Origin of the sequence: Arsenicicoccus sp. UBA2120, assembly GCF_002330965.1 — a bacterium.
In the GTDB taxonomy this organism is placed as follows: domain Bacteria; phylum Actinomycetota; class Actinomycetes; order Actinomycetales; family Dermatophilaceae; genus Arsenicicoccus; species Arsenicicoccus bolidensis.
This window is the reverse complement of record NZ_DCYC01000107.1, coordinates 1-22482: the sequence shown is the minus strand read 5'-3', so window position 1 is coordinate 22482 and position 22482 is coordinate 1. Positions and strand designations below refer to the sequence as shown.

The 22482-nt window shown below is 72.4% G+C and carries 17 protein-coding genes and 1 tRNA gene; 10 read left to right on the top strand and 8 right to left on the bottom strand.

The window, feature by feature from the left end; translation table 11 throughout:
• Window positions 1–35: 35 nt before the first annotated feature.
• Window positions 36–1016: an LLM class flavin-dependent oxidoreductase gene (locus B2P18_RS18190; protein WP_019285181.1), complete on the bottom strand. Its 981-nt coding sequence runs from the start codon at window positions 1014–1016 to the stop codon at window positions 36–38.
• Window positions 1017–1144: 128 nt separating this feature from the next.
• Window positions 1145–2275, bottom strand: a complete 1131-nt coding sequence (locus B2P18_RS18185; protein WP_286960040.1) for a citrate/2-methylcitrate synthase — start codon at window positions 2273–2275, stop codon at window positions 1145–1147.
• A 95-nt stretch (window positions 2276–2370) separates the two neighbouring features.
• Here B2P18_RS18185 and B2P18_RS18180 point away from each other — a divergent pair, with 95 nt between their 5' ends.
• Both B2P18_RS18180 and B2P18_RS18175 read left to right on the top strand, forming a co-directional pair.
• Complete coding sequence (locus B2P18_RS18180) at window positions 2371–3579, top strand: citrate/2-methylcitrate synthase (protein ID WP_286960042.1); 1209 nt, start codon at window positions 2371–2373, stop codon at window positions 3577–3579.
• Between the two features lie 276 nt (window positions 3580–3855).
• Entirely contained in the window at window positions 3856–5847 is a 1992-nt protein-coding gene (locus B2P18_RS18175) for a PTS mannitol transporter subunit IICBA (protein WP_286961841.1), read from the top strand.
• 84 nt (window positions 5848–5931) lie between these two features.
• Here B2P18_RS18175 and B2P18_RS18170 read toward each other — a convergent pair whose 3' ends face one another.
• Both B2P18_RS18170 and B2P18_RS18165 read right to left on the bottom strand, forming a co-directional pair.
• The gene (locus B2P18_RS18170; RefSeq protein ID WP_029211747.1) at window positions 5932–6468 is read right to left on the bottom strand and encodes an AAA family ATPase; all 537 of its coding nucleotides are present in this window, start codon (window positions 6466–6468) and stop codon (window positions 5932–5934) included.
• Window positions 6469–6470: 2 nt separating this feature from the next.
• Window positions 6471–9983, bottom strand: a complete 3513-nt coding sequence (locus B2P18_RS18165) for a TM0106 family RecB-like putative nuclease (RefSeq protein ID WP_029211748.1) — start codon at window positions 9981–9983, stop codon at window positions 6471–6473.
• A 119-nt stretch (window positions 9984–10102) separates the two neighbouring features.
• Between B2P18_RS18165 and B2P18_RS18160 the strand changes: the two genes are divergently transcribed.
• From B2P18_RS18160 to B2P18_RS18140, 5 genes are all read left to right on the top strand, one after another.
• Window positions 10103–10753, top strand: coding sequence for an SDR family oxidoreductase (locus B2P18_RS18160; RefSeq protein ID WP_019285176.1), 651 nt, complete (start codon window positions 10103–10105; stop codon window positions 10751–10753).
• 122 nt (window positions 10754–10875) lie between these two features.
• On the top strand, window positions 10876–11136 hold the full coding sequence (locus B2P18_RS18155; protein WP_286961827.1) for a hypothetical protein: 261 nt from the start codon (window positions 10876–10878) through the stop codon (window positions 11134–11136).
• 14 nt (window positions 11137–11150) lie between these two features.
• Window positions 11151–12971 carry a glutamine--fructose-6-phosphate transaminase (isomerizing) gene (gene glmS, locus B2P18_RS18150; RefSeq protein WP_029211751.1) on the top strand — a complete coding sequence of 607 codons (1821 nt, stop codon included), beginning with the start codon at window positions 11151–11153 and terminating at the stop codon, window positions 12969–12971.
• Window positions 12972–13156: 185 nt separating this feature from the next.
• Window positions 13157–14707 (top strand): amidohydrolase, encoded by a 1551-nt coding sequence (locus B2P18_RS18145; RefSeq protein WP_029211752.1) that lies wholly within the window; start codon window positions 13157–13159, stop codon window positions 14705–14707.
• Window positions 14708–14938: 231 nt separating this feature from the next.
• Window positions 14939–15847, top strand: coding sequence for a DUF559 domain-containing protein (locus B2P18_RS18140; RefSeq protein WP_239264240.1), 909 nt, complete (start codon window positions 14939–14941; stop codon window positions 15845–15847).
• Between the two features lie 238 nt (window positions 15848–16085).
• On the opposite strand, the gene B2P18_RS18135 is transcribed toward B2P18_RS18140, so the two are convergent.
• Window positions 16086–17309 (bottom strand): globin domain-containing protein, encoded by a 1224-nt coding sequence (locus tag B2P18_RS18135; protein ID WP_029211753.1) that lies wholly within the window; start codon window positions 17307–17309, stop codon window positions 16086–16088.
• Window positions 17310–17470: 161 nt separating this feature from the next.
• Between B2P18_RS18135 and B2P18_RS18130 the strand changes: the two genes are divergently transcribed.
• Window positions 17471–18406, top strand: coding sequence for a pirin family protein (locus tag B2P18_RS18130; RefSeq protein ID WP_029211754.1), 936 nt, complete (start codon window positions 17471–17473; stop codon window positions 18404–18406).
• Complete coding sequence (locus B2P18_RS18125) at window positions 18403–19044, top strand: phosphoesterase PA-phosphatase (protein ID WP_156911357.1); 642 nt, start codon at window positions 18403–18405, stop codon at window positions 19042–19044. The genes B2P18_RS18130 and B2P18_RS18125 overlap by 4 nt, the downstream gene beginning before the upstream one ends.
• Window positions 19045–19096: 52 nt before the next feature.
• Here the strand turns inward: B2P18_RS18125 and B2P18_RS18120 are convergent, their stop codons facing one another.
• From B2P18_RS18120 to B2P18_RS18110, 3 genes are all read right to left on the bottom strand, one after another.
• Window positions 19097–20251, bottom strand: a complete 1155-nt coding sequence (locus B2P18_RS18120) for an NAD(P)/FAD-dependent oxidoreductase (RefSeq protein ID WP_286960048.1) — start codon at window positions 20249–20251, stop codon at window positions 19097–19099.
• Between the two features lie 272 nt (window positions 20252–20523).
• A tRNA-Pro gene (locus B2P18_RS18115) sits at window positions 20524–20600 on the bottom strand.
• A gap of 73 nt (window positions 20601–20673) precedes the next feature.
• Window positions 20674–21618 carry a metallophosphoesterase gene (locus B2P18_RS18110; RefSeq protein WP_029211757.1) on the bottom strand — a complete coding sequence of 315 codons (945 nt, stop codon included), beginning with the start codon at window positions 21616–21618 and terminating at the stop codon, window positions 20674–20676.
• 89 nt (window positions 21619–21707) lie between these two features.
• Here B2P18_RS18110 and B2P18_RS18105 point away from each other — a divergent pair, with 89 nt between their 5' ends.
• Window positions 21708–22160 (top strand): GatB/YqeY domain-containing protein, encoded by a 453-nt coding sequence (locus tag B2P18_RS18105; protein ID WP_029211758.1) that lies wholly within the window; start codon window positions 21708–21710, stop codon window positions 22158–22160.
• The last annotated feature ends 322 nt before the right edge of the window (window positions 22161–22482 follow it).

The following is a 22482-nucleotide window of genomic DNA, read 5'->3' as shown; positions in this document are numbered from 1 at the left end:
GAGGAAACACTCACGATCTTTTGTGGTGGGGAGGGTCAGGGGACGGTGGCGATGATCTCCAGCGCCCGCTTGCGGTCCTCGAGGCCCTGCGTGGCGTTGGTGACCATGAGCTCGTCCGCCTGGGCGTGCTCACGGAACTCCGCGAGGTAGCGCGCCACCTCGGCCCCGTCACCGACCGCCGTGTAGCGCATCATGTGCTGCACCTGCTGCCCGAAGGCCGTCCCCATCGCCTCGTCCACCTGCTCCTCGGTGAGCTCGGTGCCGCGGCGGCCGGCCATGGTCCGCAGCCGCTGGCGGCGCACCAGGCGGGCCTGCTCCTCGGCCGCGGCCGTGTCGTCGGCCGCGATGACGTTGAGCGCGGCGATGACATAGGGCTCGGCGAGCTGCTCGGAGGGCTGGAAGCGCTCGCGATAGACCTGCACGGCCTGCTCGAGCGCGTCGGGCGCGAAGTGGCTGGCGAACGAGTAGGGCAGGCCGAGCGCCGCCGCGAGCTGGGCGCCGAACAGCGACGACCCGAGGATGTAGAGCGGGACCTGCGTGCCCCAGCCGGGGTAGGCGTGGATGCCCGGGATCAGGCTGTCCTGCGACAGGTAGCCCTGCAGCTCCTGGACGTCCTGCGGGAACTGGTCGGAGGCGCGGGGGTCGCGGCGCAGCGCACGCAGCGTCTGCTGGTCGGTGCCGGGGGCGCGGCCGAGCCCCAGGTCGATGCGGCCGGGGTGCAGCTCGGCCAGGGTGCCGAACTGCTCGGCGATGACCAGCGGGGAGTGGTTGGGGAGCATGATGCCGCCGGCGCCGACGCGGATGGTCGAGGTGGCCGACGCGACGTGACCGATCAGCACCGACGTCGCCGCGGACGCGATGGTCCGCATGTTGTGGTGCTCGGCGAACCAGATGCGCTCGAACCGGCCCGTCTCCTCGGCCTTCTGCGCCAGGGCGACGCTCTCGAGGAGCGCGTCGCGCGTGCTCTGGGCGGGGGCGACGAACGCCAGGTCAAGGATCGACAGGGGAGTGGCCATGTGGTGGACAACCGGTCGGGCGCGGCGAGGATTCCCGGCGCCCGTGGACCAGCCCGTCCACCAGCCCGTATGCCGACCCGCCCGCCGCCACACGGGGCGGATTCGGGGTGGCGGCGACGCGCGCGGGCTCAGCGCACGACCGGAGGGCCCACGTAGCGCGCCGACGGGCGGTAGATCTTGGTCGTCGTCGCCTGCTCGAGGACGTGCGCGCTCCACCCGACGACCCGGCTGACGGCGAAGGTCGGCGTGAACATCGAGCGCGGGATCCCGCAGCGCTCCATGACGACGCCGGCGTAGTACTCGACGTTGGCGTAGAGCCGGCGCCCGGGCTTGAGCTCGGCGAGCGTGTCCTCGACGACCTGCTCGACGGCGACCGCGAGGTCGACGAGCGGTCCACCGAGGCGCTGCGCCTCGGCCTTGAGCATCTCGGCCCGGGGGTCGTGCGTGGTGTAGACGGCGTGCCCGAACCCCATGATCCGGTCGCCGGCCGCGACGCGCTCGCGCACCCAGGCGGGTGCCCGGTCGACGGTGCCGATCTGGTCGAGCGCCTCGAGGGCCCGGTCGGGTGCGCCACCGTGCAGCGGTCCGGAGAAGGCCCCGAGCGCCGCGCACAGGGCCGACCCCACGTCGGCGCCCGAGGACGCGACGACCCGGGCCGCGAAGGTCGAGTTGTTGAAGCCGTGGTCGACCGTCGCGACGAGGTAGCGGTTGATGGCGCGCTCCACCTCCGGCGTGGGGCGCTGGCCGGTGACCATCCACAGCCAGTCGGCCGCGGCCGAGAGCGTGGGGTCGGGGGCGACGGCGGGGAGCCCGGCGCCGCGTCGGTGCAGCGCGGCGAGGATCGTCGGGGTGGCGGCGGCCAGGCGCAGTGCCTCGGCCCGGACGGCGGCGGGCGAGGCGCCATACGTGGGGGGTGAGCCCGTGGCGAGGTGCGAGAGGACGGTGCGCAGCTGGGCGAGGGGCGCGCCCGTGATGCCGGTCGAGGCCTCGCGGTCGACGAGGTCGAGCGTCGCGTCGTCGAGGACCCGCAGCGGCGCGAGCTCCTCGGCGAAGGCGCGGGCCTCGTCGGGTGTCGGCAGGTCGCCGGTGAGGAGCAGGTGCCAGACCTCCTCGAGGGTGCAGCGCTCGACGAGGTCCAGCGCCGAGTGCTCGCGGTAGTGGTAGAAGCCCTCGGCGCCACGCACGTCGCCGACGGTCGTGTCGGCGACGACGAGGCCCTTGAGCCCGGGTGGGACGGCGATCTGACGGGTGTCGGTCATGTTGATACGGTCGGCCTGCTATCAATGTGTTGTCAACGTTGATCGCGTGCATGGTTGATCCTGTCAACGTCGCCTGATCGCCCCTCGGAGGTCGTATGCCGAACCGCCCCGCCCCGGATCGCGAGCTGCTGACCACGGCCCAGGTCGCTCGTCTGCTGGGGGTCAAGACCCAGACCGTCTACGCCTACGTGAGCCGGGGGCAGCTCCGGCCGACGCACCGTGACGGCCGGCGGGCGAGCTACTTCGCGCCGGAGGACGTCGAGGCGCTGCAGGGGCGTTCGGGCACGCTCGGGCGGGGGACCGGGCTCGCGGAGTCGGTGCGCACGACCATCACGCGGCTCGAGGGCGACCGGCTCGCCTATCGGGGGCGCGACGCGTCCACCCTGGCGGAGGCGGCCTCGGTGGAGGAGGTGGCGGGCCTGCTGTGGGGCGGTGACGAGCCCGTCTCGCTGGTCGTGGACGAGGAGGCCCTGGCCGACGTCCGCGACGGGCTGGCGGCCCTGCCCGAGGGTGCTCGCCTCGTCGAGCGGCTGCGCCTGGCCGTGCTGCTGCTGACCGCGCGCGACGCGCGACGCCACGACCTCGACCCGGCGGCCGTGCGGGAGCGGGCCGGGCTCCTGATCGCCACCGCCACCGCCGCGCTCCTCCCCCGCGAGGCGTGGGGGTCGGCATACGAGGGCTCCGACCAGGCGACGCGGTGGACGGCGGTCGTCGGCGGCGACCCCGACGACGAGGCGCTCGTGGACCTCGTGCGGCGGGCGCTCGTGCTCCTCGCCGACCACGACATGGCCGCGTCGACGACGGCGGTGCGGGTGAGCGCCAGCGTGCGCGCCGACCTGGGGTCGTGCCTGCTGGCGGGGCTGAGCGCCATGGACAGCCCGCTGCACGGGTCTGCCGGGGTCCAGGCGCGGCTGCTCCTCGAGGCGGCGGTCGCCGACCCGCCCAGGACGCTGGGGCGGGTGCTGGCGGACCCGTCGGCGGCGGCGGGTTTCGGCCACCGGATCTATCGCGAGAGCGACCCGCGGGCCGAGCACCTCCTGGGCAGGCTGCGGGTCGCGGGGCTGGGGGCGCTGGAGGGGCCGGCGACGCTGCTCGAGGAGGGGCTGTGGGAGCGGCACGGCCTGTTCCCCAACAGCGACTGGGCGCTCGCGGTGCTCGCCCACCGCCACGACCTGCGGGTGGACGCACCGGAGGCGGTGTTTGCGGGGGCCCGCCTGGTGGGGTGGGTGGCCCACGTGCTGGAGGAGTATGCCGAGGAGCCGCTGCGCTTCCGTCTGACAGGGGTCTACCAGGGGCCGCGATGAGACATCTGATGTGCCCGTTTGAGGGGGGACGTTTCGGGGGTTGGACCTGCGGATCTGTCCGTTGCGGCGAGGATCGTGCCCGAATTTCTGTGTTCTCTTCACTTTTGCTATTGACTGGACAGAAGCGGGCGCGCTTTACTGGTGCCACGGATCCTCGCCGTTGAGGGTCACCTTGTGAAAGGAACGGCCGTGGCTAGTACCACCGCTACCTCGGGCGGCGCAGAGCGCGTGTCGGCCCGCGTGCACGTCCAGAAGTTCGGGACCTTCCTGTCCAACATGGTCATGCCCAACATCGGCGCGTTCATCGCGTGGGGCCTCATCACCGCACTCTTCATCGAGAAGGGGTGGCTCAACTCCGGCGGAACCGGTGGCCTCGCCGCCAACAGCTGGGTGGCCCAGATCGGTGGTTGGGGTGACTTCAAGGACGGCGGCATCGTCGGTCCGATGATCACGTACCTGCTGCCCCTGCTCATCGGCTACACCGGCGGCAAGAACATCTACGACGTCCGCGGTGGCGTCGTCGGCGCCATCGCCACGATGGGCGTCATCGCCGGCACCGACATCCCGATGTTCATGGGCGCCATGATCATGGGCCCCCTCGGTGGCTGGACGATGAAGAAGATCGACGCCATCTGGGACGGCAAGATCAAGCCCGGCTTCGAGATGCTGGTCAACAACTTCTCGGCCGGCATCTGGGGCATGGTCCTCGCCATCTTCGGGTTCTTCGCCATGGGCCCGGTGGTCAAGGCGTTCAGCAGCGCCGCCGGCAGCGTCGTCGGCTACCTGGTGGACCACGGGCTGCTGCCGCTCACCTCGATCCTGATCGAGCCGGCCAAGATCCTCTTCCTCAACAACGCCATCAACCACGGCATCCTCACGCCGCTCGGCACCAACGAGGCCGTCCAGAAGGGCAAGTCGGTCCTCTTCCTGCTCGAGGCCAACCCCGGCCCCGGCCTCGGCCTGCTGCTCGCGTTCTCGCTCTTCGGCAAGGGGCTGGCCAAGGGCTCTGCTCCCGGCGCCGCGATCATCCACTTCTTCGGCGGCATCCACGAGATCTACTTCCCCTACGTGCTCATGAAGCCGAAGCTGATCGCGGCCGTGATCCTCGGTGGCATGGCCGGCGTGTTCACCAACGTGCTCTTCGGCTCCGGCCTGCGCGCCCCCGCTGCTCCCGGCTCGATCATCGCCGTGCTGCTGCAGACCGCCAGCGACAGCTACATCGGCGTCATCCTGTCCGTGATCGTCGCCGCGGCCGTGACGTTCGCCGTCGCCGCCTTCCTGCTCAAGACGGACCGGGCCGACGACGAGGGTGACCTCGCTGCCGCCACCGCCCAGATGGAGGCCAACAAGGGCAAGAAGTCCTCGGTCGCCTCGTCCCTGACCGGCGGAGCCGCCGGTGCGGGTGTCGGCACCGACGGCCACAGCGGCCCCATCCACAAGATCGTCTTCGCCTGCGACGCCGGCATGGGCTCGTCCGCCATGGGCGCCTCGGTCCTGCGCCGCAAGGTCAAGGCCGCGGGCCACGACGACGTCACCGTCGTCAACAAGTCCATCGCCAGCCTGGCCGACGAGTGGGACCTCGTGGTCACTCACCAGGACCTCACCGACCGCGCCCGTCAGCGGACCGGTTCGGCCGTCCACGTCTCCGTGGACAACTTCATGAACAGCCCGCGGTACGACGAGATCGTCGATCTCCTCGGTCGCACCAACGGCTCCCAGACCCCCGCGACCGTCGCTGCCCCCTCGGCGGCGGCCGCGGGCCCCACGTCCGGCGTCACGCACGACGCCACGTCCGGCGTCACGCACGACGCCACGACCGGCGCCCCGCAGGGCGGCGTCCTCGACCGAGACGGCATCGAGCTGTCGGGTCGGGCCCGCACCCGGGACGAGGCCATCGAGGAGGCCGGGCGTCTCCTGGTCGCGCAGGGCGCGGTCGACGACGCCTACGTCGCCTCGATGCACGAGCGTGAGCGCTCCGTCTCGACCTACATGGGCAACCTGCTGGCGATCCCGCACGGCACCAACGAGGCCAAGGCGTCGATCCGCCGCACGGCCCTGTCGTTCGTGCGCTACGCCCACCCGGTCGACTGGAACGGCAGCGAGGTGAAGTTCGCGGTCGGCATCGCCGGTGCCGGGGACGACCACCTCACCCTGCTGGCCTCGCTCGCCCAGGTGTTCCTGGACGAGCAGCAGGTGGCTCGCCTCGAGGCGGCGACGTCGCCCGAGGAGGTGCAGGAGATCCTCTCGACCGTGCAGGCGCAGGCCTGACACAGCCCCTGAGGACTCACCTCCACAGAACCCCACGAGGGGTCGCTGCGACTGATCGCGGCGGCCCCTCGTGGTATGTCTGCGTCAGGCCACCGACGCAGGCCAGCGGTGCCGGCGCCACGCGTCCCAGGTCGCGAAGCCGGCGGGTGGCGCATCGATCGGCTCGCTGCCGTCGAGCTCACCCGGGGTGGGGACCTCCATGGCGGCAGCCCACTGCGTCAGCTCCTCGTCGGACATCGGCCAGGTGGTGCGTGGCTCCTCGGCCTGGCGTCGGTCCAGCCGTCGGCGCTGCTCCTCGCGCGCGAGCTCGACGTAGCGCAGCTCCACCGTCGCCCCACGATCGAAGGCCGCCTGCCGGAGTGCGGACCGCTCGTCCCGGCTCCACAGGCCGAAGTCGATGACGACGTCGACCCCGAGCTCCAGGGCGCGGAGCCCGATCTCGACGAGGCGGCCCTCGATGACGGCCTGGGCCTCCGGTGGGTTGTCGGGCCCGTAGAGGGCGCGCACCCACTCGTCCTTGGTGAGGCGGAGCGCCTGGTGCTCGACCTCGAGGGCGCGGGCCACCGTGGTCTTGCCGGTCCCGGGCAGCCCGACGGTCAGGTACAGGGTGGCCCGCCGCATCGTCACCGGCCGCGGCACAGCCGGATGAACGCGCCCAGCTGCAGCAGCTGCTCGGGGGTCTGCGGCGTGAGCTCGGTGAGTACGCTCGAGCGCACCACCACGGCAAGCCACTGGGCCCGCGAGATGGCGACGTTGAGCCGGTTGCGGTCCAGCAGGAAGTCGGCCCCGCGGGGCAGGTCGGCCAGGGCGGACGCGGTCATCGACATGATCGCCACGGGCGCCTCCTGGCCCTGGAACAGGTCGACCGTGCCGACCCGCACCTCGTCGAGGCCTGCGCGGTCCAGCGCCTCCCGCAGCGCGCCGACCTGTGCGTTGTAGGGCGCGACCACCACGAACCCGTCCTGCCCGAGCGGCTGCTCGTCACCGTCGGGCATAACGCGCCAGGGAGTCCCGAGCAGGCCCCGCACGACCTCGACGACCGCGTCGGCCTCCTCGGGCGAGGAGACGGAGTTGTCGTGGTGCTCGACCGTGACGACGCGCAGCCCGGGCTCGACGCCGCTCAGCGACCGGCCCAGGGTGACGGACTCCTCGGAGCGCAGACGCCCTGCGTAGGCCAGGTGCGAGATGGGCTCGCACACCGCCGGGTGCATCCGCCACGTGCGTTCGAGGAAGTACCCGAGCTCGGCGGGGAGGGTGTCGTGCCCGGCCGAGAGCCACCCGAGGGCGGACTCGTCGACGGGCTCGGGGTGGATGCCCTGGGACACCTGCGGCAGCTGCTGGGGGTCGCCGAGCAGCAGGAGCCGGGAGGTGCAGCGGGCCACGGCGAGGGTGTTGGCCAGGGAGTACTGGCCGGCCTCGTCGATGACCAGGACGTCCAGGTCGCCGTCGTCGACCGCGTTGAGGTTGCAGAAGTCCCACATCGTGCCGCCGACCACGCAGCCCCGGGATGCGGCCCGGTGCTCGTCGAGGAATCCCCGCACGGCGCGCGCGTCCTTGAGCGCCGTCCAGGAGGGGTCCTCGTGCTTGGTCTTGGGCTTGCAGACGTCATCGGCGGGGACGCCGACCTTGACGACTCTGTCGAGGACGTTCTCGACCACCGCGTGCGACTGGGCGACCACGCCCACCCGCCAGCCCAGCCGGACCAGAGCAGCGATGACGTGCGAGGCGACATAGGTCTTGCCGGTCCCTGGAGGTCCCTGCACCGCGAGGTAGGACCCGTCGAGCGCCGTGACGGCGGCCGTGATGGCGCCCACCGCGTCACCGTTCACCACGGGCGGCAGGCGGTCCAGCCCGCTGAGCCGGGGCGGCCGGCGACGCAGGACCTCGATGCCGGGGTGGGGCGGGAGCGCCGCGACCCCACCGGCCGCGTCCACCCGTGACGCCAGCGTCAGCAGCGCGTCCTGGATGGCCTTGACCATGGGGCCTGGTCCGACGGTCAGGGCCGCGGGCAGGTCGTCGTGCTCGTCAGCGCCCTTGGCGAGGCGTTCCTCGATGGTCAGGCGCAGCCGCCCGCCGGGGACCACCTCGGCCTCGGTGACCGCGAGGGTGCTGGTGGCTCCCATCGCTTCGGGGCTCGGCGCCTCGATGCTCACGGGGACGGGTGAGGGGTAGACGAGGAAACCGCCCCCCTCGCCCTTGCCGAAGGACATGCCCGGCTCGTGCCGACCCACCGCCGACAGCACCCGGCGGACGCTGCGCTTGCCGGGCGGCTTGCCCCAGTCCTCGACGACCTCGACGCGGTCCAGCACGACCGCGTCCCGCGAGGCGGGCCAGTCGTCGAGCGAGGACTGCAGCCGGTCGAAGTGCGCCCACCAGAAGGGCTTGCCCTCGCGCCGGTGGTAGTCGACGGCCGCGCCCACCATGGCGACCGCCTGGTCGTCCGCGTCGCGCTCGTCGGCCGGGCCCGCCAGCGCGAGGAGCCGGTCCACCACGACGGCGCCGGGATCGGCAGCCGGGGCGTCGCCCTCGGGCTCTACGTCGACCAGCGCTCCTTTGGGCGAGCGCTCCGTGGCGACGCCCGACTCGGCGAGCCGGTCGAGCAACCAGTCGCGCAGCCGCAGGGTAGAGACGCAGTCGTATTCGTTGTAGTCGGCGATGGACTGCAGCAGCCGGTCGGCCTCCTCGACGTCGCCGCGGGCCCGGGCCTCGGACCACCGGTGGTACTCGACGATGGAGTCGCCGGCCGTCGTGACCTCGCCACCGCGCAGGTCGTCGCCCATGTAGAGGGGCTCGAGCTTCTTGATGGAGTAGGACGGCTGCGAGACGCGCAGGGACCGCTTGACCACGGTGTAGAGGTCGACCAGGACGCCCTCCCGCAGCAGACGGTCGACGGCCTCCTCGCCGACACCGTGACGCCCGGCGAGGCGCAGCAGCGCCGTCCGCTCGTAGGCGGCGTAGTGGTAGATGTGCAGCCCCGGGTGGCGGGCCCGGCGCTCCTCGACGTAGGCGAGGAAGTCGATCAGCGCCTGCCGCTCTTCGCCTCGGTCGTGCGCCCAGAACGGCCGGAAGGTGCCGTCGGTCTCGACGACGCCGAAGAGGTACTCCAGGCCCTGGTCGCCCGCCTCGTCGCCGGCCCACATCGGGTCGCCCTCGAAGTCGAAGAAGATGTCGCCCTCGTCCGGGGCCGGGATCGCCCGGATCGCCTCGGGGGTGTGGACGTCGAACTCGACGGGCCGCGTCGAGCCGTCGGGCGGGCACTGCCGCACCTGCAGCCGTGCCTGCGCCCGCAGCTTGTCGAAGGTCGTCCGTGGCAGGTCCTCCACCGGCTCCTCGCACGCGGCGAGCTGGTCGATGGTGCTGATCCCGGCGGCGAGCAGCTTCTTGCGCTGCACCGCGCGGACACCCGCGACCTGCCAGACGTCGCGGGTGGCTGCCACCTCGGCGGCGCACACGTCGCAGGACCCGCAGGCCGTGATGCCGGGGGCGCCCCAGGCGACGGGCTCGGTGGCGGCCAGCCGGTCGGCGACCAGCGAGACGAGGTGGGCGCGGCGCTCGGCATACACCGCCTCGATCTCGGCCACCGGAAAGGTGGGCCGGGAACGGTCACCCAGCACGAGGGTCACCCGATCCGTCGGGTCGATGCCCCCACGGCGCAGCTGGTCGGCGTAGGCCGCCAGCTGCAGCAGCGCGGTGACCTTGGCGTGGCGCGCCAGCTTGGTGTCGTGCACCTCGTAGGCCGGATGCTCCGGGGTCCAGGAGTCGGCGCGCACGAGGAAGTCCGAGTAGCCGAGGAACTCCCCGTCGTAGAGGCAGCCCTGGTAGACCACGGGCACGCCCTCGCGCATCGCGGCGAAGGTCGCCTCCCGCGCCGCCCACAGCGCGATCGGCGTGGACCGCGGGTGCTCGATCCGGCGCACGCCCTCCGCGCCGTGCACGGCGAGCAGCCGCTCGAGCTCCACCTGCTCGTGCGCGTCACCGAGGGTCGCCAGCTGGTCCAGCATCGCGTCCGGTGCGGCCTCGGTGCGGGGCAGGCGCCCCAGCATCACGTCGAGCTGACGCAGCAACCCGAGCTCGCACGCCGATGCGCGAGACAGGTCCGTGGCGCTGATGACGATGCGTTCGCCGATCTGGTGCATGTCGACCCCCTTGGTCCTCTGCCAGGAACCTAGCAACGACCACCGACACACCCCCTCGGGGCATGAACCCGGACGTGTCGTCGTTGGCACGAAGACACCCCGAACGGAAAGGACTCCTCATGTCCCGCATCGCCGTCATCGGTGGCCACGGCAAGGTCGCCCTGCTCCTCGCCCCTCTCCTCGTCGCCGACGGTCACGAGGTCACCTCGATCATCCGCAACCCCGAGCACGCCGCCGACGTGGAGGCGACCGGTGCCACCGCGCGCGTCGCCGACGTCGAGCAGCTCGACACGGACGGCATCGCCGACGTGCTCCGCGGGCACGACGCGGTCGTCTGGTCCGCCGGCGCCGGCGGGGGAGACCCCGAGCGGACGTATGCCGTCGACCGCGACGCCGCGATCCGCTCGATGGACGCGGCCGGCCAGGCCGGCGTCCAGCGCTACGTGATGGTGAGCTACCACGGGGCCGGCCAGGACCACGGGGTGGACCCCGACGACGCCTTCCACGCGTACGCGCAGGCCAAGGCCGACGCCGACACCTACCTCAAGCGCACCGACCTCGCGTGGACGATCCTCGGGCCGAGCCGGCTCTCCCAGGACCCGGGCAGCGGTCGCATCGCCACCCCTGGCGTCAAGGACGCGGCCGTGTCGCGCGCCAACGTCGCCGCGGTGATCGTCGCGACGGTCGACCGGTCCGGCCTCACGGGCCAGACGATCGAGTTCAACGACGGCGACACCCCCATCGCGGAGGCGCTGGCCGACCTCGGCTGAGACCGAGCGAGATCGAACGAGATCGAGGCTCAGACCCTCCTAAACAGTGCACAACGCCGAGTTCCTGCCCGATATCGGGCAGGAACTTGTCGTATGACATCCCTCCGCCTCACGATCATCCTGTGCACGACCCCGACATCGTCGATCGCGTCGCCGCCTCGACCGGCCTGAGCCGCTCCGAGGCCGAGCGCGTCGTCGACGACGTCGTGGCCTGGCACCGGGAGAGCGTCGAGGATTACGTCCACCGCCGCCACGCCCACCTCAAGACCTACGGCACCCGCAACGCCGAGGCGTTCGCCATCATCGCGGACGAGCTGCGATCGCGGGTCGTCGCGGCGCCCGAGCTGTCCGAGCGACAGCTGCGGCGCATCATCTACGGCTGACCAGGAGATCACCCATGTGCGGCATCGTCGGATACATCGGATCCCAGCCCGCGGCACCCCTTCTCGTCGAGGGGCTGCAGCGGCTGGAGTACCGCGGCTACGACTCGGCCGGCCTCGCCGTGCTCGGTCGGACGGGAACCACGGTGGTGCGCACCGTCGGTCGCGTCCGCGGGCTCGAGGCTGCGCTGCCCAAGCGGCTCGCCGGCAAGGTCGGCATCGGCCACACCCGGTGGGCGACCCACGGACCCGCGGCCGAGCGCAACGCCCACCCGCACCGCAGCGAGGACGGTCGGATCTCGGTGGTGCACAACGGGATCATCGACAACGCCACCGCGCTGCGCGCCCAGCTCACCTCTGCCGGGGTGGAGCTCGCCAGCGACACCGACACCGAGGTCGTCGCCCACCTCGTCGCCTGCTCCGGCGCCGACACCCTCGAGGGCGCCGTGCTGGAGGCCCTCGACCGCATCACCGGCACCTACGCGCTCGCCGTGGTCGACGAGCGTCACCCGGACCGGATCGTGGTGGCCCGCAACGGCTCTCCGCTGATCATCGGCGTGGGGGACGGCGAGATGTTCCTGGCCTCGGACGTGGCAGCCCTGGTCCGTCATACGACCTCCGTGGTGCACCTCGACGACGGCGAGCTGGCGACCATCACCGCCACGGGCTTTCGCACGTTCACGGCCGACGGCGAGGACACCGGGCGCACGCCCGTCGAGATCGCCGTCGCCGCAGAGGATCTCGAGCTGGCCGGGCACGAGCACTACATGCGCAAGGAGATGCTCGAGCAGCCCGACAGCGCCGAGGCCGTCATCCGTGGCCGGCTCGACGAGCGCTTCGGCACCGCCCGGCTCGACGGCCTCAACCTCGCCCCGCGCGAGCTGCGCGGGTTCCGGCGCGTCAAGATCCTCGGCTGCGGATCCGCCTACTACGTGGGGCAGCTCGGCGCCCAGCTGCTCGAGGAGCTCGCCCGCGTCCCCGCCGATGCCGAGGCCGCCTCCGAGTTCCGCTACCGCAACCCCGTGATCGAGCCGGACACGCTCTACGTCGTCGTGTCGCAGAGCGGCGAGACCGCCGACACGGCCTTTGCCGTGCAGGAGGTCAAGCGCAAGGGCGGCCAGGTCGTCGCCCTCGTCAACGTCGTCGGCTCGACCATCGCCCGCGAGGTCGACGGTGGCATCTACCTGCACGCCGGACCCGAGATCGCGGTCGCCTCGACCAAGGCGCTCACCAACATGGCCATGGCCTTCGCGATGCTGGCGCTGCTCATCGGGCGCGTGCACGACCTGTCGGTCGCTGACGGCAAGCGAATCATCAACGGACTCAAGGCGATCCCCGCGCAGATCCGCGAGATCCTCGACCAGGAGGGCGAGATCGCCGAGCTCGCCCGCGAGATCGCCGGCTCCCAGAGCGCGTTCTACATCGGACGCGTGCGCGGCTTCCCGGTCGCGCGCGAGGGCGCGCAGAAGCTCAAGGAGGTCAGCTACATCCACGCCGAGGCCTACCAGACCTCCGAGCTCAAGCACGGCCCGCTGGCCCTGATCGACGAGTCCATGCCCACCGTCGCGATCATCCCCGACGACGACCTCACCGACCGCAACGTGGCCGCGGCCGAGCAGGTGCTGGCGCGCAAGGGCCCGCTCGTCGCCATCACCCACCCCGGAGTCGACCTGTCCCACCTCGGGATCCGCTCGATCGTCGTGCCTCGCAACGAGCCCGAGCTCGACCCGATCCTGCTGACCATCCCCACGCAGCTCATCGCCTACCACGCGGCCCTCGCGCTCGGCCACGACATCGACAAGCCGCGCAACCTGGCCAAGTCCGTCACCGTCGAGTGACGGCGCGGGGTCGTCTTGGCCGGCTGCCCCCGTCGCGAGCTCCATCCCCCGTCTGCGGCTGCGGCCCCGGTCTCGTGCTGCAGCCCGAGACCGGCGCCAGCGAGCAAGACGGTGGACAGGGCGCCAGACGCCACGTCGTGGACGCCCACCTCCGAGCGGCCCGGCGCGCCAGGTAGCGTCGCCGCATGAGCTCGACCTCCCTCCTGATCCACGACGTGCGCCCGGTCGGCCTCGACGGGCCCGCCGGCAGGGCGGCGTCGCTGTCGCGAGGCGAACCTGTCGAGCCGGTCGAGCCTGTTGACGTCTTGGTGATCGACGGGGTGATCCGCGAGGTCGGCCCACGCCTGACGGGTCGCGCGGGCCGAGGCGTCGACGTGCTCGACGCCGGTGGCCGCTTCGGCATACCGGGCCTGTGGGACCAGCACGTCCACCTCGACCAGTGGGCGCTGCAGCAGGTGCGGCTCGACACGACGCTCGCCACGGGGCCGGGCGACGTCGTCGAGCTGGTGCGCCGCCGGGTCGCGGAGCTCGGGACGGCCGACCGGACCAGCGTGGTCCAGGGCTGGGGACATCGCTCGTCGACCTGGGCCGGGGCTCGCACCGCCGCCGCGCTGGACGACGTCAGCGGCGAGCACCCGGTCGTCCTCATCAGTGGTGACGCCCATCACGGGTGGATGAACTCCGTTGCGCTGCAACGACTGGGCTTCCCGACCGGGGCTGGCGCGGGCGTGGTGGAGGAAGGGCCCTGGTTCGCGGCCTACGGGCGTCTGGGGGCGACCTTCGGGCCCGACCCGCACCTCGACGACGGACTTCGGACCGTGCTGCGATCGGCCGCCGAGCTCGGCGTCGTCGGTGTCGTGGACTTCGAGTTCGGCGGGGCGCTGGGGTCGTGGCCGGGCCGGGTGGCCGCGGGGCTGGACACGCTGAGGGTGCGGGCATCGACCTACGAGGACGGCCTGGCCGACGTGCTCGCCCGCGGTCTGCGCACCGGGGACTCGCTGGACGCGACCGGACTGGTCACCATGGGCCAGCTCAAGCTCATCTCCGACGGCTCGCTCAACACCCGTACGGCGCACTGCTGCTCGCCCTACCTCGACGGGACCGGACGCGGCGCGCAGAACTACTCGGCCGAGCAGCTGGTGGAGCTCCTCGGCCAGGCCGCCCGGGCGGGGCTCGAGTGCGCCGTGCACGCCATCGGGGACGCCGCGGTCGAGATCGCCCTCGACGCCTTCGCGGCGACGCGGGCACACGGCTCGATCGAGCACGCCCAGCTCGTGCGGTGGCCCGACGTGCCTCGGCTCGCGGCGCTGGGCCTGCGCGCCAGCGTCCAGCCCGCGCACCTGCTCGACGACCGCGACGTGAGCGACGGCTGCTGGGCCGACCGGACCGAACGCTGCTTCGTGCTGCGGTCGATGCTCGACGCCGGCATCGGGCTGGCCCTCGGGTCCGACGCCCCCGTGTCCCCGCTCGACCCCTGGCTCGCGATGGCTGCCGCGGTCCACCGTTCCGGCGATGACCGCGCGCCGTGGCACCCGGAGCAGGCCATCTCCGTGCGCGAGGCGCTCGCCGCCTCGGTCGACGGTCAGCGGCTCGTGCCCGGATCACGCGGCGACGTCGTCCTGCTCGACACGGACCCCCTTGCCCTGCAGGGGGACTCGCGCGAGGTTGCGCACGGGCTGCGGCGGATGCGCGCCGGCGCCACGATCGTCGCCGGCCGCCTGGTCCACGGCCTCTGAGCCGTATGCCGCGCGCACTGCCGCGTGCACAACTGCTGCACTACCGCGCACGCATACCGCGAATTCCGTTGTGGCACAGCGCGCGAGTGCCGCGACGCAGCCGGATGTGCAGCAGTTGATCGCGGGTAGCGCTCCAGCACCAGCCACCCAGCACCTCGGTAGCCACGAGGCGGGCCAGGGTCCTGTGGATGACGCGCTCGGCCGCCCGCCGGACCTGGGCATGCTGGTCCGATGCGCACCGTTGCCGAGATGATCGCCGAGCTGGGGCACGTCGCGACGTGGTCCGAGCTGCAGCCGCACGTCACCCGCCGCGCCGTCACCGCAGCGATGACGCGTGGCGAGGTCGAGCGCCTGAGCCGCGACCGCTATGCCACGCCCGGACTTCACGCCGCGCGGCGCGAGGCGGAGCGGCACCACGGGGTCGTGTCGCACCTCAGCGCCGCGGTGCATCACGGGTTCAAGGTGCGCACCCCGCCGGCGCGTCCGCAGGTCACGGTGCCGCGCACGCACCACGTGACCCGGGCGGACGAGGACTGCTGCGAGATCAGGCTCCGGCACCTGGGGCCGGGCGACCACGCGCAGGGAGTCACCACGCCCCTGCGCACGGTGGTGGACTGCGCACGCGACCTGCCGTTCGAGGAGGCGCTGTGCGTCGCGGACTCCGCCTTGCGCTCGAGCCTGGTCACCCCGGACGACCTGGTCTCGCTCGCACGCCGCGCGCGAGGGCCAGGTGCCCGGGCGCTGAGGCGGGTGGCGCAGCAGGCAGACGGTGGCTCGTCCGGTCCGATGGAGACGGTGCTGCGGGTCATCTCCCTCGACCGCGGCCTCGACCTGTCGACCCAGCTGCAGATCGTGGATCACGGCTTGTTCGCGGTCGTGGATCTGGGTGACCCCGCCCTGCGGCTCGCCGTGGAGGCCGACTCGTTCGCCTGGCACGGCGATCGCCGGGCCCTGGATCGTGACTGTCGCCGCTACGACGAGCTCGTCGTGTGGGGGTGGACGGTCCTGCGGTTCAGCTGGGAGCAGGTGATGATCGACCGCGACTTCGTCGAGTGGTGCTTCACGCACGTCCTCGACGGGAGGGACGGCATCTCCCCGCCCGTCCCCCCGCGTCCGGGGCGTCGCCGCCGCCCACTGTGACCAACTGCTGCACATCGGATGGCGTCACCGACGAATTCCGTTGCAGCACAATGACTAGGTGCGAACGTGACCCCCTATCTGCAGCAGTTGGTCGCGCGGGAGCGACCACAGTGCCGGCTCGCCCGCCGGCCGCACGCCCGCCGGCCGCACGCACGCCCGCCCGCCCGCCGGACGCACGCACGCACGCCAACGGCCCGCCCACACGAGGTGGACGGGCCGCCGGCCGGCAGGACGCGGGTCAGGCCGCGTTGTCGGCGTTGTCGGGGTTCTGCGCCCACAGGTCGGGGCCGAAGACCTCGTAGCTGATGTCCTCGGGCGCGACGCCCTTGTCGATCAGGGTGCGCCGCACAACCTGCATGAACGGCAGCGGGCCGCACATGAACACCTTGGCGCCCGAGGGGATCTCGGCGTCGGACAGGTCCATCAGGCCCGGCCGGGCGGGGTGGATGGTGGGGGCGGACTCCGCCTCCTCCTCGTACCAGAACTGACCGACGACGTCGTTCATCGCCTCGGCCTGCCCGCGCATGGAGGTGTAGAGCGCCTGCGTGGAGTGCGAGCGGTCGGCGTGGAAGACGCGGATCGAGCGGTGCGGCTGGCGCTGGGACAGGTCCTCGAGGATCGCCGCCATCGGGGTGATCCCGATGCCCGCGGAGACGAGCACCAGCGGTGCCTCGGACTCCTCGAGCACGACGTCGCCGGCGGGCTGGGAGACCTCGAGGACGGTCCCGACCTGCGCGTTGTCCGCGAGCCAGTTGCTGACCTGGCCGTCCGGCACGTCGTCGGCGCCGTGCACGCGCTTGATGGTGAGGCGGAAGGCCTCACGCCCGGGCACGCCGGAGATGGTGTACTGCCGCGGCTGGCGCTCGCCGCCGGGCAGGTCCACGGCGACGCCGACGTACTGACCGGTGCGGTGGGACGGCAGCTCCCCCTCCGCGGGCTTGATGACCAGTGAGAAGGATTCGGGCGTCTCGTCGTCGCGCTCGACCACGGTGTAGGGGCGATAGGGGTGCTCGGGGTCGGTCCCGCCGAGGGCGTAGAGCTTGCCCTCCTCCGCGATGAGCTGGCACGCGAACAGCCAGTACACCTCGTCCCACGCGGAGGCGATCTCGGGGGTGACGGCGTCGCCGAGGACGTCGCCGATGGCCCACATGAGGTGGTGGCCGACGATGGTGTACTCGTAGGACTTGATGCCGAGCGAGACGTGCTTGTGCGCGATGCGCTGCATGATCGGCGTGAAGTCGGGGGCGGCCGGGTCGATCAGGTGGACGGCGTAGGCGACGACCGACGCGGCCAGCGCCTTGGGCTGCTCACCGATGGCCTGGTTGGCCTTGTTGAACACCCGCATCAGCTCGGGGTGCGCCTCGAACATGTGCGGGTAGAACCGCTTGGTGATCTCCTCGGCGTGCTCGGCGACGACGCCGGCCGTGGCCTTGACGGTCTCGGTGGACTGCGGTGACAACATGTGGGGATTCTCCTCGCGTCCCGGCGTCAGCGCCGGGGAGTAATTACGGCATTTAGAGGAACAAAGGTCAGCGTATCGCCTTCGCTTGGCAGTCGCCCCTCGGAGTGGCATGGTTCCCTCATGCGTCTCCCTCTGACCCGTTCTGGGGCAATGGACTTCGTATGACGCACGCCCTGGCGCCTCGACTCGTTCCGCTCGGCGGCCCGCGGGCCATGACCGTCCGCCGCACGCTGCCCCACCGTGACCGGACCCTGGTGGGGCCGTGGTGCTTCGTCGACCACTACGGGCCCGACGACGTGGCGGTCACCGGCGGGATGCTCCTGCCGCCCCACCCGCACATCGGGCTGGCCACGGTGAGCTGGCTCTTCGACGGGGAGCTCGAGCACCGCGACAGCCTCGGCACCTCGGTGGTCGTGCGTCCCGGTGAGCTCAACCTGATGACCGCCGGCGACGGCATCGCCCACTCCGAGGTCTCGACGGACGCCACGACGACCCTGCGCGGCGCCCAGCTGTGGCTGGCCCTGCCCAGCGGATCCCGGGGCGTGGCACCGCGGTTCGAGCACCACGCCCCCACGCCCGAGCAGGACGAGCACGGCACGCTGCGCGTCGCGATCGGATCGCTCCAGGGGGTCACGTCTCCCGTCGAGGTCGAGTCGCCCACGGTGGCAGCGGAGCTCGTCGTCCGTCCCGAGGCGGAGCGCGCCGTGCGGCTGGACCCGGCATACGAGCACGCGGTCCTCGTCGACTGCGGGGTCGTGGTCGTCGACGGGCACGTCGTCGCGCCCGGCAGCCTCCGGCTCCTCGACGCGGGACGCACCAACCTCGGCGTGCGGGCCGGGGCCCACGGAGCGCGCCTGCTGCTGATCGGCGGGGAGCCGATGGACGAGTCCCTCGTCATGTGGTGGAACTTCGTCGGTGGCAGCGACGAGGAGGTGCGCGCCGCCCGCGCGGACTGGATGACGGCGATCGGCGCGGACGACGATGGTGACCGTCCTGAGCGGTTCGGTGCGGTGCCGGGATGGCCGGCCACGTCCGTCCTGCCCGCCCCCACCCTGCCGGCAGCGCCCATGCGCCCGCGCCCACCCCGGCGGTCATGAGCTCCACGAAGGACCCCTGGGACGGCCACCCGGACGTCGTGCGCCTGCTCGGTGCGCCACCGTCCCGCTGGGCCGACGTGGTCGGGCGGGTGCTCGACCCGAGCTGGCAGACGCTCGTGCTGGCGCTGGTGGTCTCGTTGCGCCACAGCCCCACGGTCGCGAGCGGGCTGGGGTGGGCGGTGGCCGCCACCACCTTCTGCGTGGTCGTGCCGTATGCCGTCCTGGCCGCCCTCGTCGGTCGCGGGCACGTCACGGACCGTCAGGTGGTGATCCGTGAGCAGCGCCGGATCCCGCTCCTCGCGGCGCTCGCCTCGGTGGTCGTGGGGCTGGTGACGCTCGCCCTCGTCGGCGCGCCCCGCCCGCTCGTCGCCCTGGTCGCGACGGTCCTGGTGGGCCTGCTCGTCCTCGGCGGCGTGTCCCGGTGGCACAAGGCGTCCTTCCACGCCGCCGTGACCACGGTGTCCGTCGTGGTGCTCACGCGCGAGCTCGGCCCGGGGTTCCTGCTGGTGGGGGTCCCCGTGCTGGCGCTCGCCGCCTGGGCTCGGGTCCGTGCGGGCAGGCACAGCCGCGCGCAGGTCGCGGTGGGTCTGGTGGTGGGGGTGCTCGTCACCGCCCTGATCGACCACACGACGATCTGAGTCGCCCGTCCAGCGCCGCCAGGCCGGGCCGGGCAGCCAGGCCAGGCCAGCGTCAGACGTCGTCGATCGAGGCGCCCTCGGTGACCAGCTGCTCCGCCCGCTCGTAGTCGTCGTCCGCCTCGTAGGTCAGCGCCCCGACGACGATCCCGTCCTGGGCATACCAGACGGTGAGCCCCCCCGGCCGCTCAGCGACCCGGACCTCGTCGAAGCCGTCGCCCCACGCCGCGTGCTTGAGCCACCGGTCACCGATCTGCGACCAGAAGCCCGGCACCGCGGTCCAGGACTCGTCCCCACCTGCAGCGTTGCGCCCCGCGATCTCGCCCATGGTCAGCGCGTCGCCCCAGTGCTCGACGTGCAGCGGACGCCCCGCGGCGGCGTTGTGGGCGCGGGTCACGTCGCCGGCCGCCCAGACGCCGTCGACCGAGGTGCGTAGCCGGTCGTCGACCACCACGCGCCCCTCGTGCGTCGAGATCCCCGTCCCCGCAAGGTAGTCCGTCGACGGGGCGACCCCCAGCGCAGCCAGGACGAGGTCGGGGGAGCGCGTCGTGCCGTCGGACAGGTGCACCTCGCGCGGCGCCCGCACGCTCGTGACCTCCACGCCGGTGACCAGCGCGACGCCCTCCTCGACCAGCCAGTCCTGGAGCAGCCGCGACGCCCGGTCGCCGAGCCGTGCGGCCTGGGGCGCCTGCTCGGTCGTGACGATCGTGACGTCGATGCCGCGCCGGGCCAGCGAGACGGCCGCCTCGCAGCCGATGAACCCCGACCCGATCACGACCGCCGACCGCTCATGGCTCGCCGCCTCCACCAGGCGCTCGGCGTCGGCGAGGCTGCGCAGCAGGTGCACGTCCGCGTCGGGGTCTGCGGTGGGCAGCCGGACGGGGGTGGCCCCCGAGGCGAGCACCAGTGCGTCATACGGGATCTCACGGCCCCCGGCGTGGATCACCCGGGCGTCGGGGTCGATGCGATCCACGTGGGCGCCGAGCTCGACGGTGATCCCGGTGAGCTCGGGGTCGGCGTCGTCGATCGCGACCGGCTCTGGGGGCAGATCCCCGCGCAGGACGTCCTTGCTGAGCGGGGGCCGCTGGTATGGCGGATGCCCGTCCGCCGTCACGACCAGCACCGGCCCGGGGCCACCGGCATCGCGATAGGCCTGGGCGGCCCTCACCCCCGCAGGTCCCGATCCGACGACGACCAGTCCGTGGCTCATGGCGGCTCCGCTCGTTCGATGCGTGTCCTCGGGAGGCGCGGTCGCGGTGCGCCGACCCTGTGTGCCTCGATCGCATACCCCGGCTGGGCCCCATCATCCGGCCCGCGTCCTCGGGCATCCCCGCGCTCGCAGCTCACGAACGCGCGATCCGGAGGCTCAGATCCGGACCTACGTGAGCTCCGAGCGCACGAATGGCCACCCGGTCCCGGCGCTGGGAGAGAAGAAAACCGGCCCTGGCCCGCGTTGCCGCGGATCAGAGCCGGTTGCTCAACTGGTCGGGGTGACAGGATTTGAACCTGCGACCTCGTCGTCCCGAACGACGCGCGCTACCAAGCTGCGCCACACCCCGTGTTGACTGACCGAGGATAGCCGACGAACGCCCCCGGACACGAATCGGTCCGGTCCGACGCCGACCGGCGCCGTCAGTCCCGAGCCCGGTCCCGCGCGCGCAGGGTGATCAGGGTCGCCTCGGGACGGCAGGCGAACCGCACGGGCGCGGTCGGGGACGTGCCGAAGCCCGCCGACACGTGCAGCCACGCGGCGTCGTCGGGCGCCTCGGACGACGGGGCGTTGTCGCAGCCGGGCCACCAGCGGGACAGGCCCTTGACCCGCTCGCGGCCGAGGTCGCAGTTGGTGACCAGCGCGCCGTAGAACGGGACGCACACCTGCCCGCCGTGCGTGTGACCGGCGATCACCAGGTCGGCACCGTCGCGCGTGAAGGCGTCCAGCGTGCGCAGGTACGGCGCGTGCGCCACCCCGATCGTGAGGGCGGCGTCGGGGTCGGCGGGCCCCGCGACCTCGTCATACCGGTCCCGCTCGATGTGCGGGTCGTCGACGCCGACCAGCTCGAGGTCCAGGCCCTCGACGCTCAGGTGGCCGCGGCGGTTGTTGAGGTTGAGCCAGCCGGCGTTCTCGAAGCCGCGCACGAGGTCCTGCGTCGGCAGCCGGGTGCGATCGCCCTCGACGCGGGCATGGTCGGAGGTGAAGTAGCGGAAGGGGTTCTTGATGACCGGCGCGAAGTAGTCGTTGGACCCCATCACGAAGGCGCCCGGCCGCTCCATCAGCGAGCCCATCGCGTCCAGCGCCGCGGGCACGGCCTGGAGGTGGGCGAGGTTGTCGCCGGTGTTGATCACCAGGTCCGGCTCGAGCGCGTCCAACGAGCGCACCCACTCGATCTTGCGCCGCTGCGACGGCACCAGGTGCATGTCGGACACGTGCAGGACGCGCAAGGGGGCGGAGCCACGCGGCAGCACGGGCGCGGTGACCCGCCGCAGCGTGAAGGAGTTGCGCTCGACCAACGAGGCATACGCGAGGGTGGCGGCTCCGGCCGCGGTGACGCCGGTGAGGGTGCGCGCGAGAGTGTTCATCACGGCCATGCTCCCAGACATCCAGCCCGTATGACGGCCCGACGTCATCTCGGGTGACCGCACGGTGGCGGGGGAGGACACTGGTGCCCATGAGCACTCTGAAGCAGACCCTCCAGCACGACCTGACCGAGGCGATGCGCGCCCGCGACCAGGTCCGCACCGCCACGCTGCGCATGGCGCTGACCGCCGTGACGACCGCCGAGGTGGCGGGGGAGCACCACGAGCTGACCGATGCCGACGTCCTCAAGGTCCTGACCAAGGAGGCCAAGAAGCGGACGGACGCGGTCGAGGCCTACCAGGCGGCGGGACGGCCGGAGCTCGCGGAGGTCGAGGAGGCCGAGCGCGCGGTGCTCGAGGGCTATCTGCCGGCGCAGCTGGACGACGCGGCCATCGACGCGCTGGTCGCCGAGGCCGTGACCGAGACGGGCGCGACCGGTATGCCGCAGATGGGCCAGGTCATGAAGGCCGCCCAGGCCAAGGCGGCGGGGCAGGCCGAGGGCGGACGGATCGCCGCAGCCGTGAAGCGGGCCCTCGCCTCCTGACGGGTCGCCGCTCCCCGACCGCGCCGCTCCGCCCGGTCGTTGTCGTCGAGGTTCTTGCGTTCGTGGTGTCCAGCAGCGGCCGTGGCACCGGATGGCGGTTGTGGCGTGCTGCAGCACGCCGCGTGCACTGGCCGTCGCCACAGGAACCGGTCGCCGCCACCGGCGCAGCACGCGCGAGGCGCCCGCCCCCACGTGGGGGCGGGCGCCTCGGCATACGGGCTCGTCCTGTGCTTCATCCGCCCGACCCGGGTGCTAAGGCGGGCTGATGTGCCTACCTCAGGTAGGCACATCGACCCGGGGTGCTAAGCCTCGATCCACCGAT

Bases quoted from the DNA above. Each gene is read 5' to 3' on its own strand.
- B2P18_RS18190 (WP_019285181.1), bottom strand. From the start codon at position 1,016: ATGGCCACTCCCCTGTCGATCCTTGACCTGGCGTTCGTCGCCCCCGCC.
- B2P18_RS18185 (WP_286960040.1), bottom strand. From the start codon at position 2,275: ATGACCGACACCCGTCAGATCGCCGTCCCACCCGGGCTCAAGGGCCTC.
- B2P18_RS18180 (WP_286960042.1), top strand. From the start codon at position 2,371: ATGCCGAACCGCCCCGCCCCGGATCGCGAGCTGCTGACCACGGCCCAG.
- B2P18_RS18175 (WP_286961841.1), top strand. From the start codon at position 3,856: ATGGTCATGCCCAACATCGGCGCGTTCATCGCGTGGGGCCTCATCACC.
- B2P18_RS18170 (WP_029211747.1), bottom strand. From the start codon at position 6,468: ATGCGGCGGGCCACCCTGTACCTGACCGTCGGGCTGCCCGGGACCGGC.
- B2P18_RS18165 (WP_029211748.1), bottom strand. From the start codon at position 9,983: ATGCACCAGATCGGCGAACGCATCGTCATCAGCGCCACGGACCTGTCT.
- B2P18_RS18160 (WP_019285176.1), top strand. From the start codon at position 10,103: ATGTCCCGCATCGCCGTCATCGGTGGCCACGGCAAGGTCGCCCTGCTC.
- glmS (WP_029211751.1), top strand. From the start codon at position 11,151: ATGTGCGGCATCGTCGGATACATCGGATCCCAGCCCGCGGCACCCCTT.
- B2P18_RS18145 (WP_029211752.1), top strand. From the start codon at position 13,157: ATGAGCTCGACCTCCCTCCTGATCCACGACGTGCGCCCGGTCGGCCTC.
- B2P18_RS18140 (WP_239264240.1), top strand. From the start codon at position 14,939: ATGCGCACCGTTGCCGAGATGATCGCCGAGCTGGGGCACGTCGCGACG.
- B2P18_RS18135 (WP_029211753.1), bottom strand. From the start codon at position 17,309: ATGTTGTCACCGCAGTCCACCGAGACCGTCAAGGCCACGGCCGGCGTC.
- B2P18_RS18130 (WP_029211754.1), top strand. From the start codon at position 17,471: ATGACGCACGCCCTGGCGCCTCGACTCGTTCCGCTCGGCGGCCCGCGG.
- B2P18_RS18125 (WP_156911357.1), top strand. From the start codon at position 18,403: ATGAGCTCCACGAAGGACCCCTGGGACGGCCACCCGGACGTCGTGCGC.
- B2P18_RS18120 (WP_286960048.1), bottom strand. From the start codon at position 20,251: ATGAGCCACGGACTGGTCGTCGTCGGATCGGGACCTGCGGGGGTGAGG.
- B2P18_RS18110 (WP_029211757.1), bottom strand. From the start codon at position 21,618: ATGAACACTCTCGCGCGCACCCTCACCGGCGTCACCGCGGCCGGAGCC.
- B2P18_RS18105 (WP_029211758.1), top strand. From the start codon at position 21,708: ATGAGCACTCTGAAGCAGACCCTCCAGCACGACCTGACCGAGGCGATG.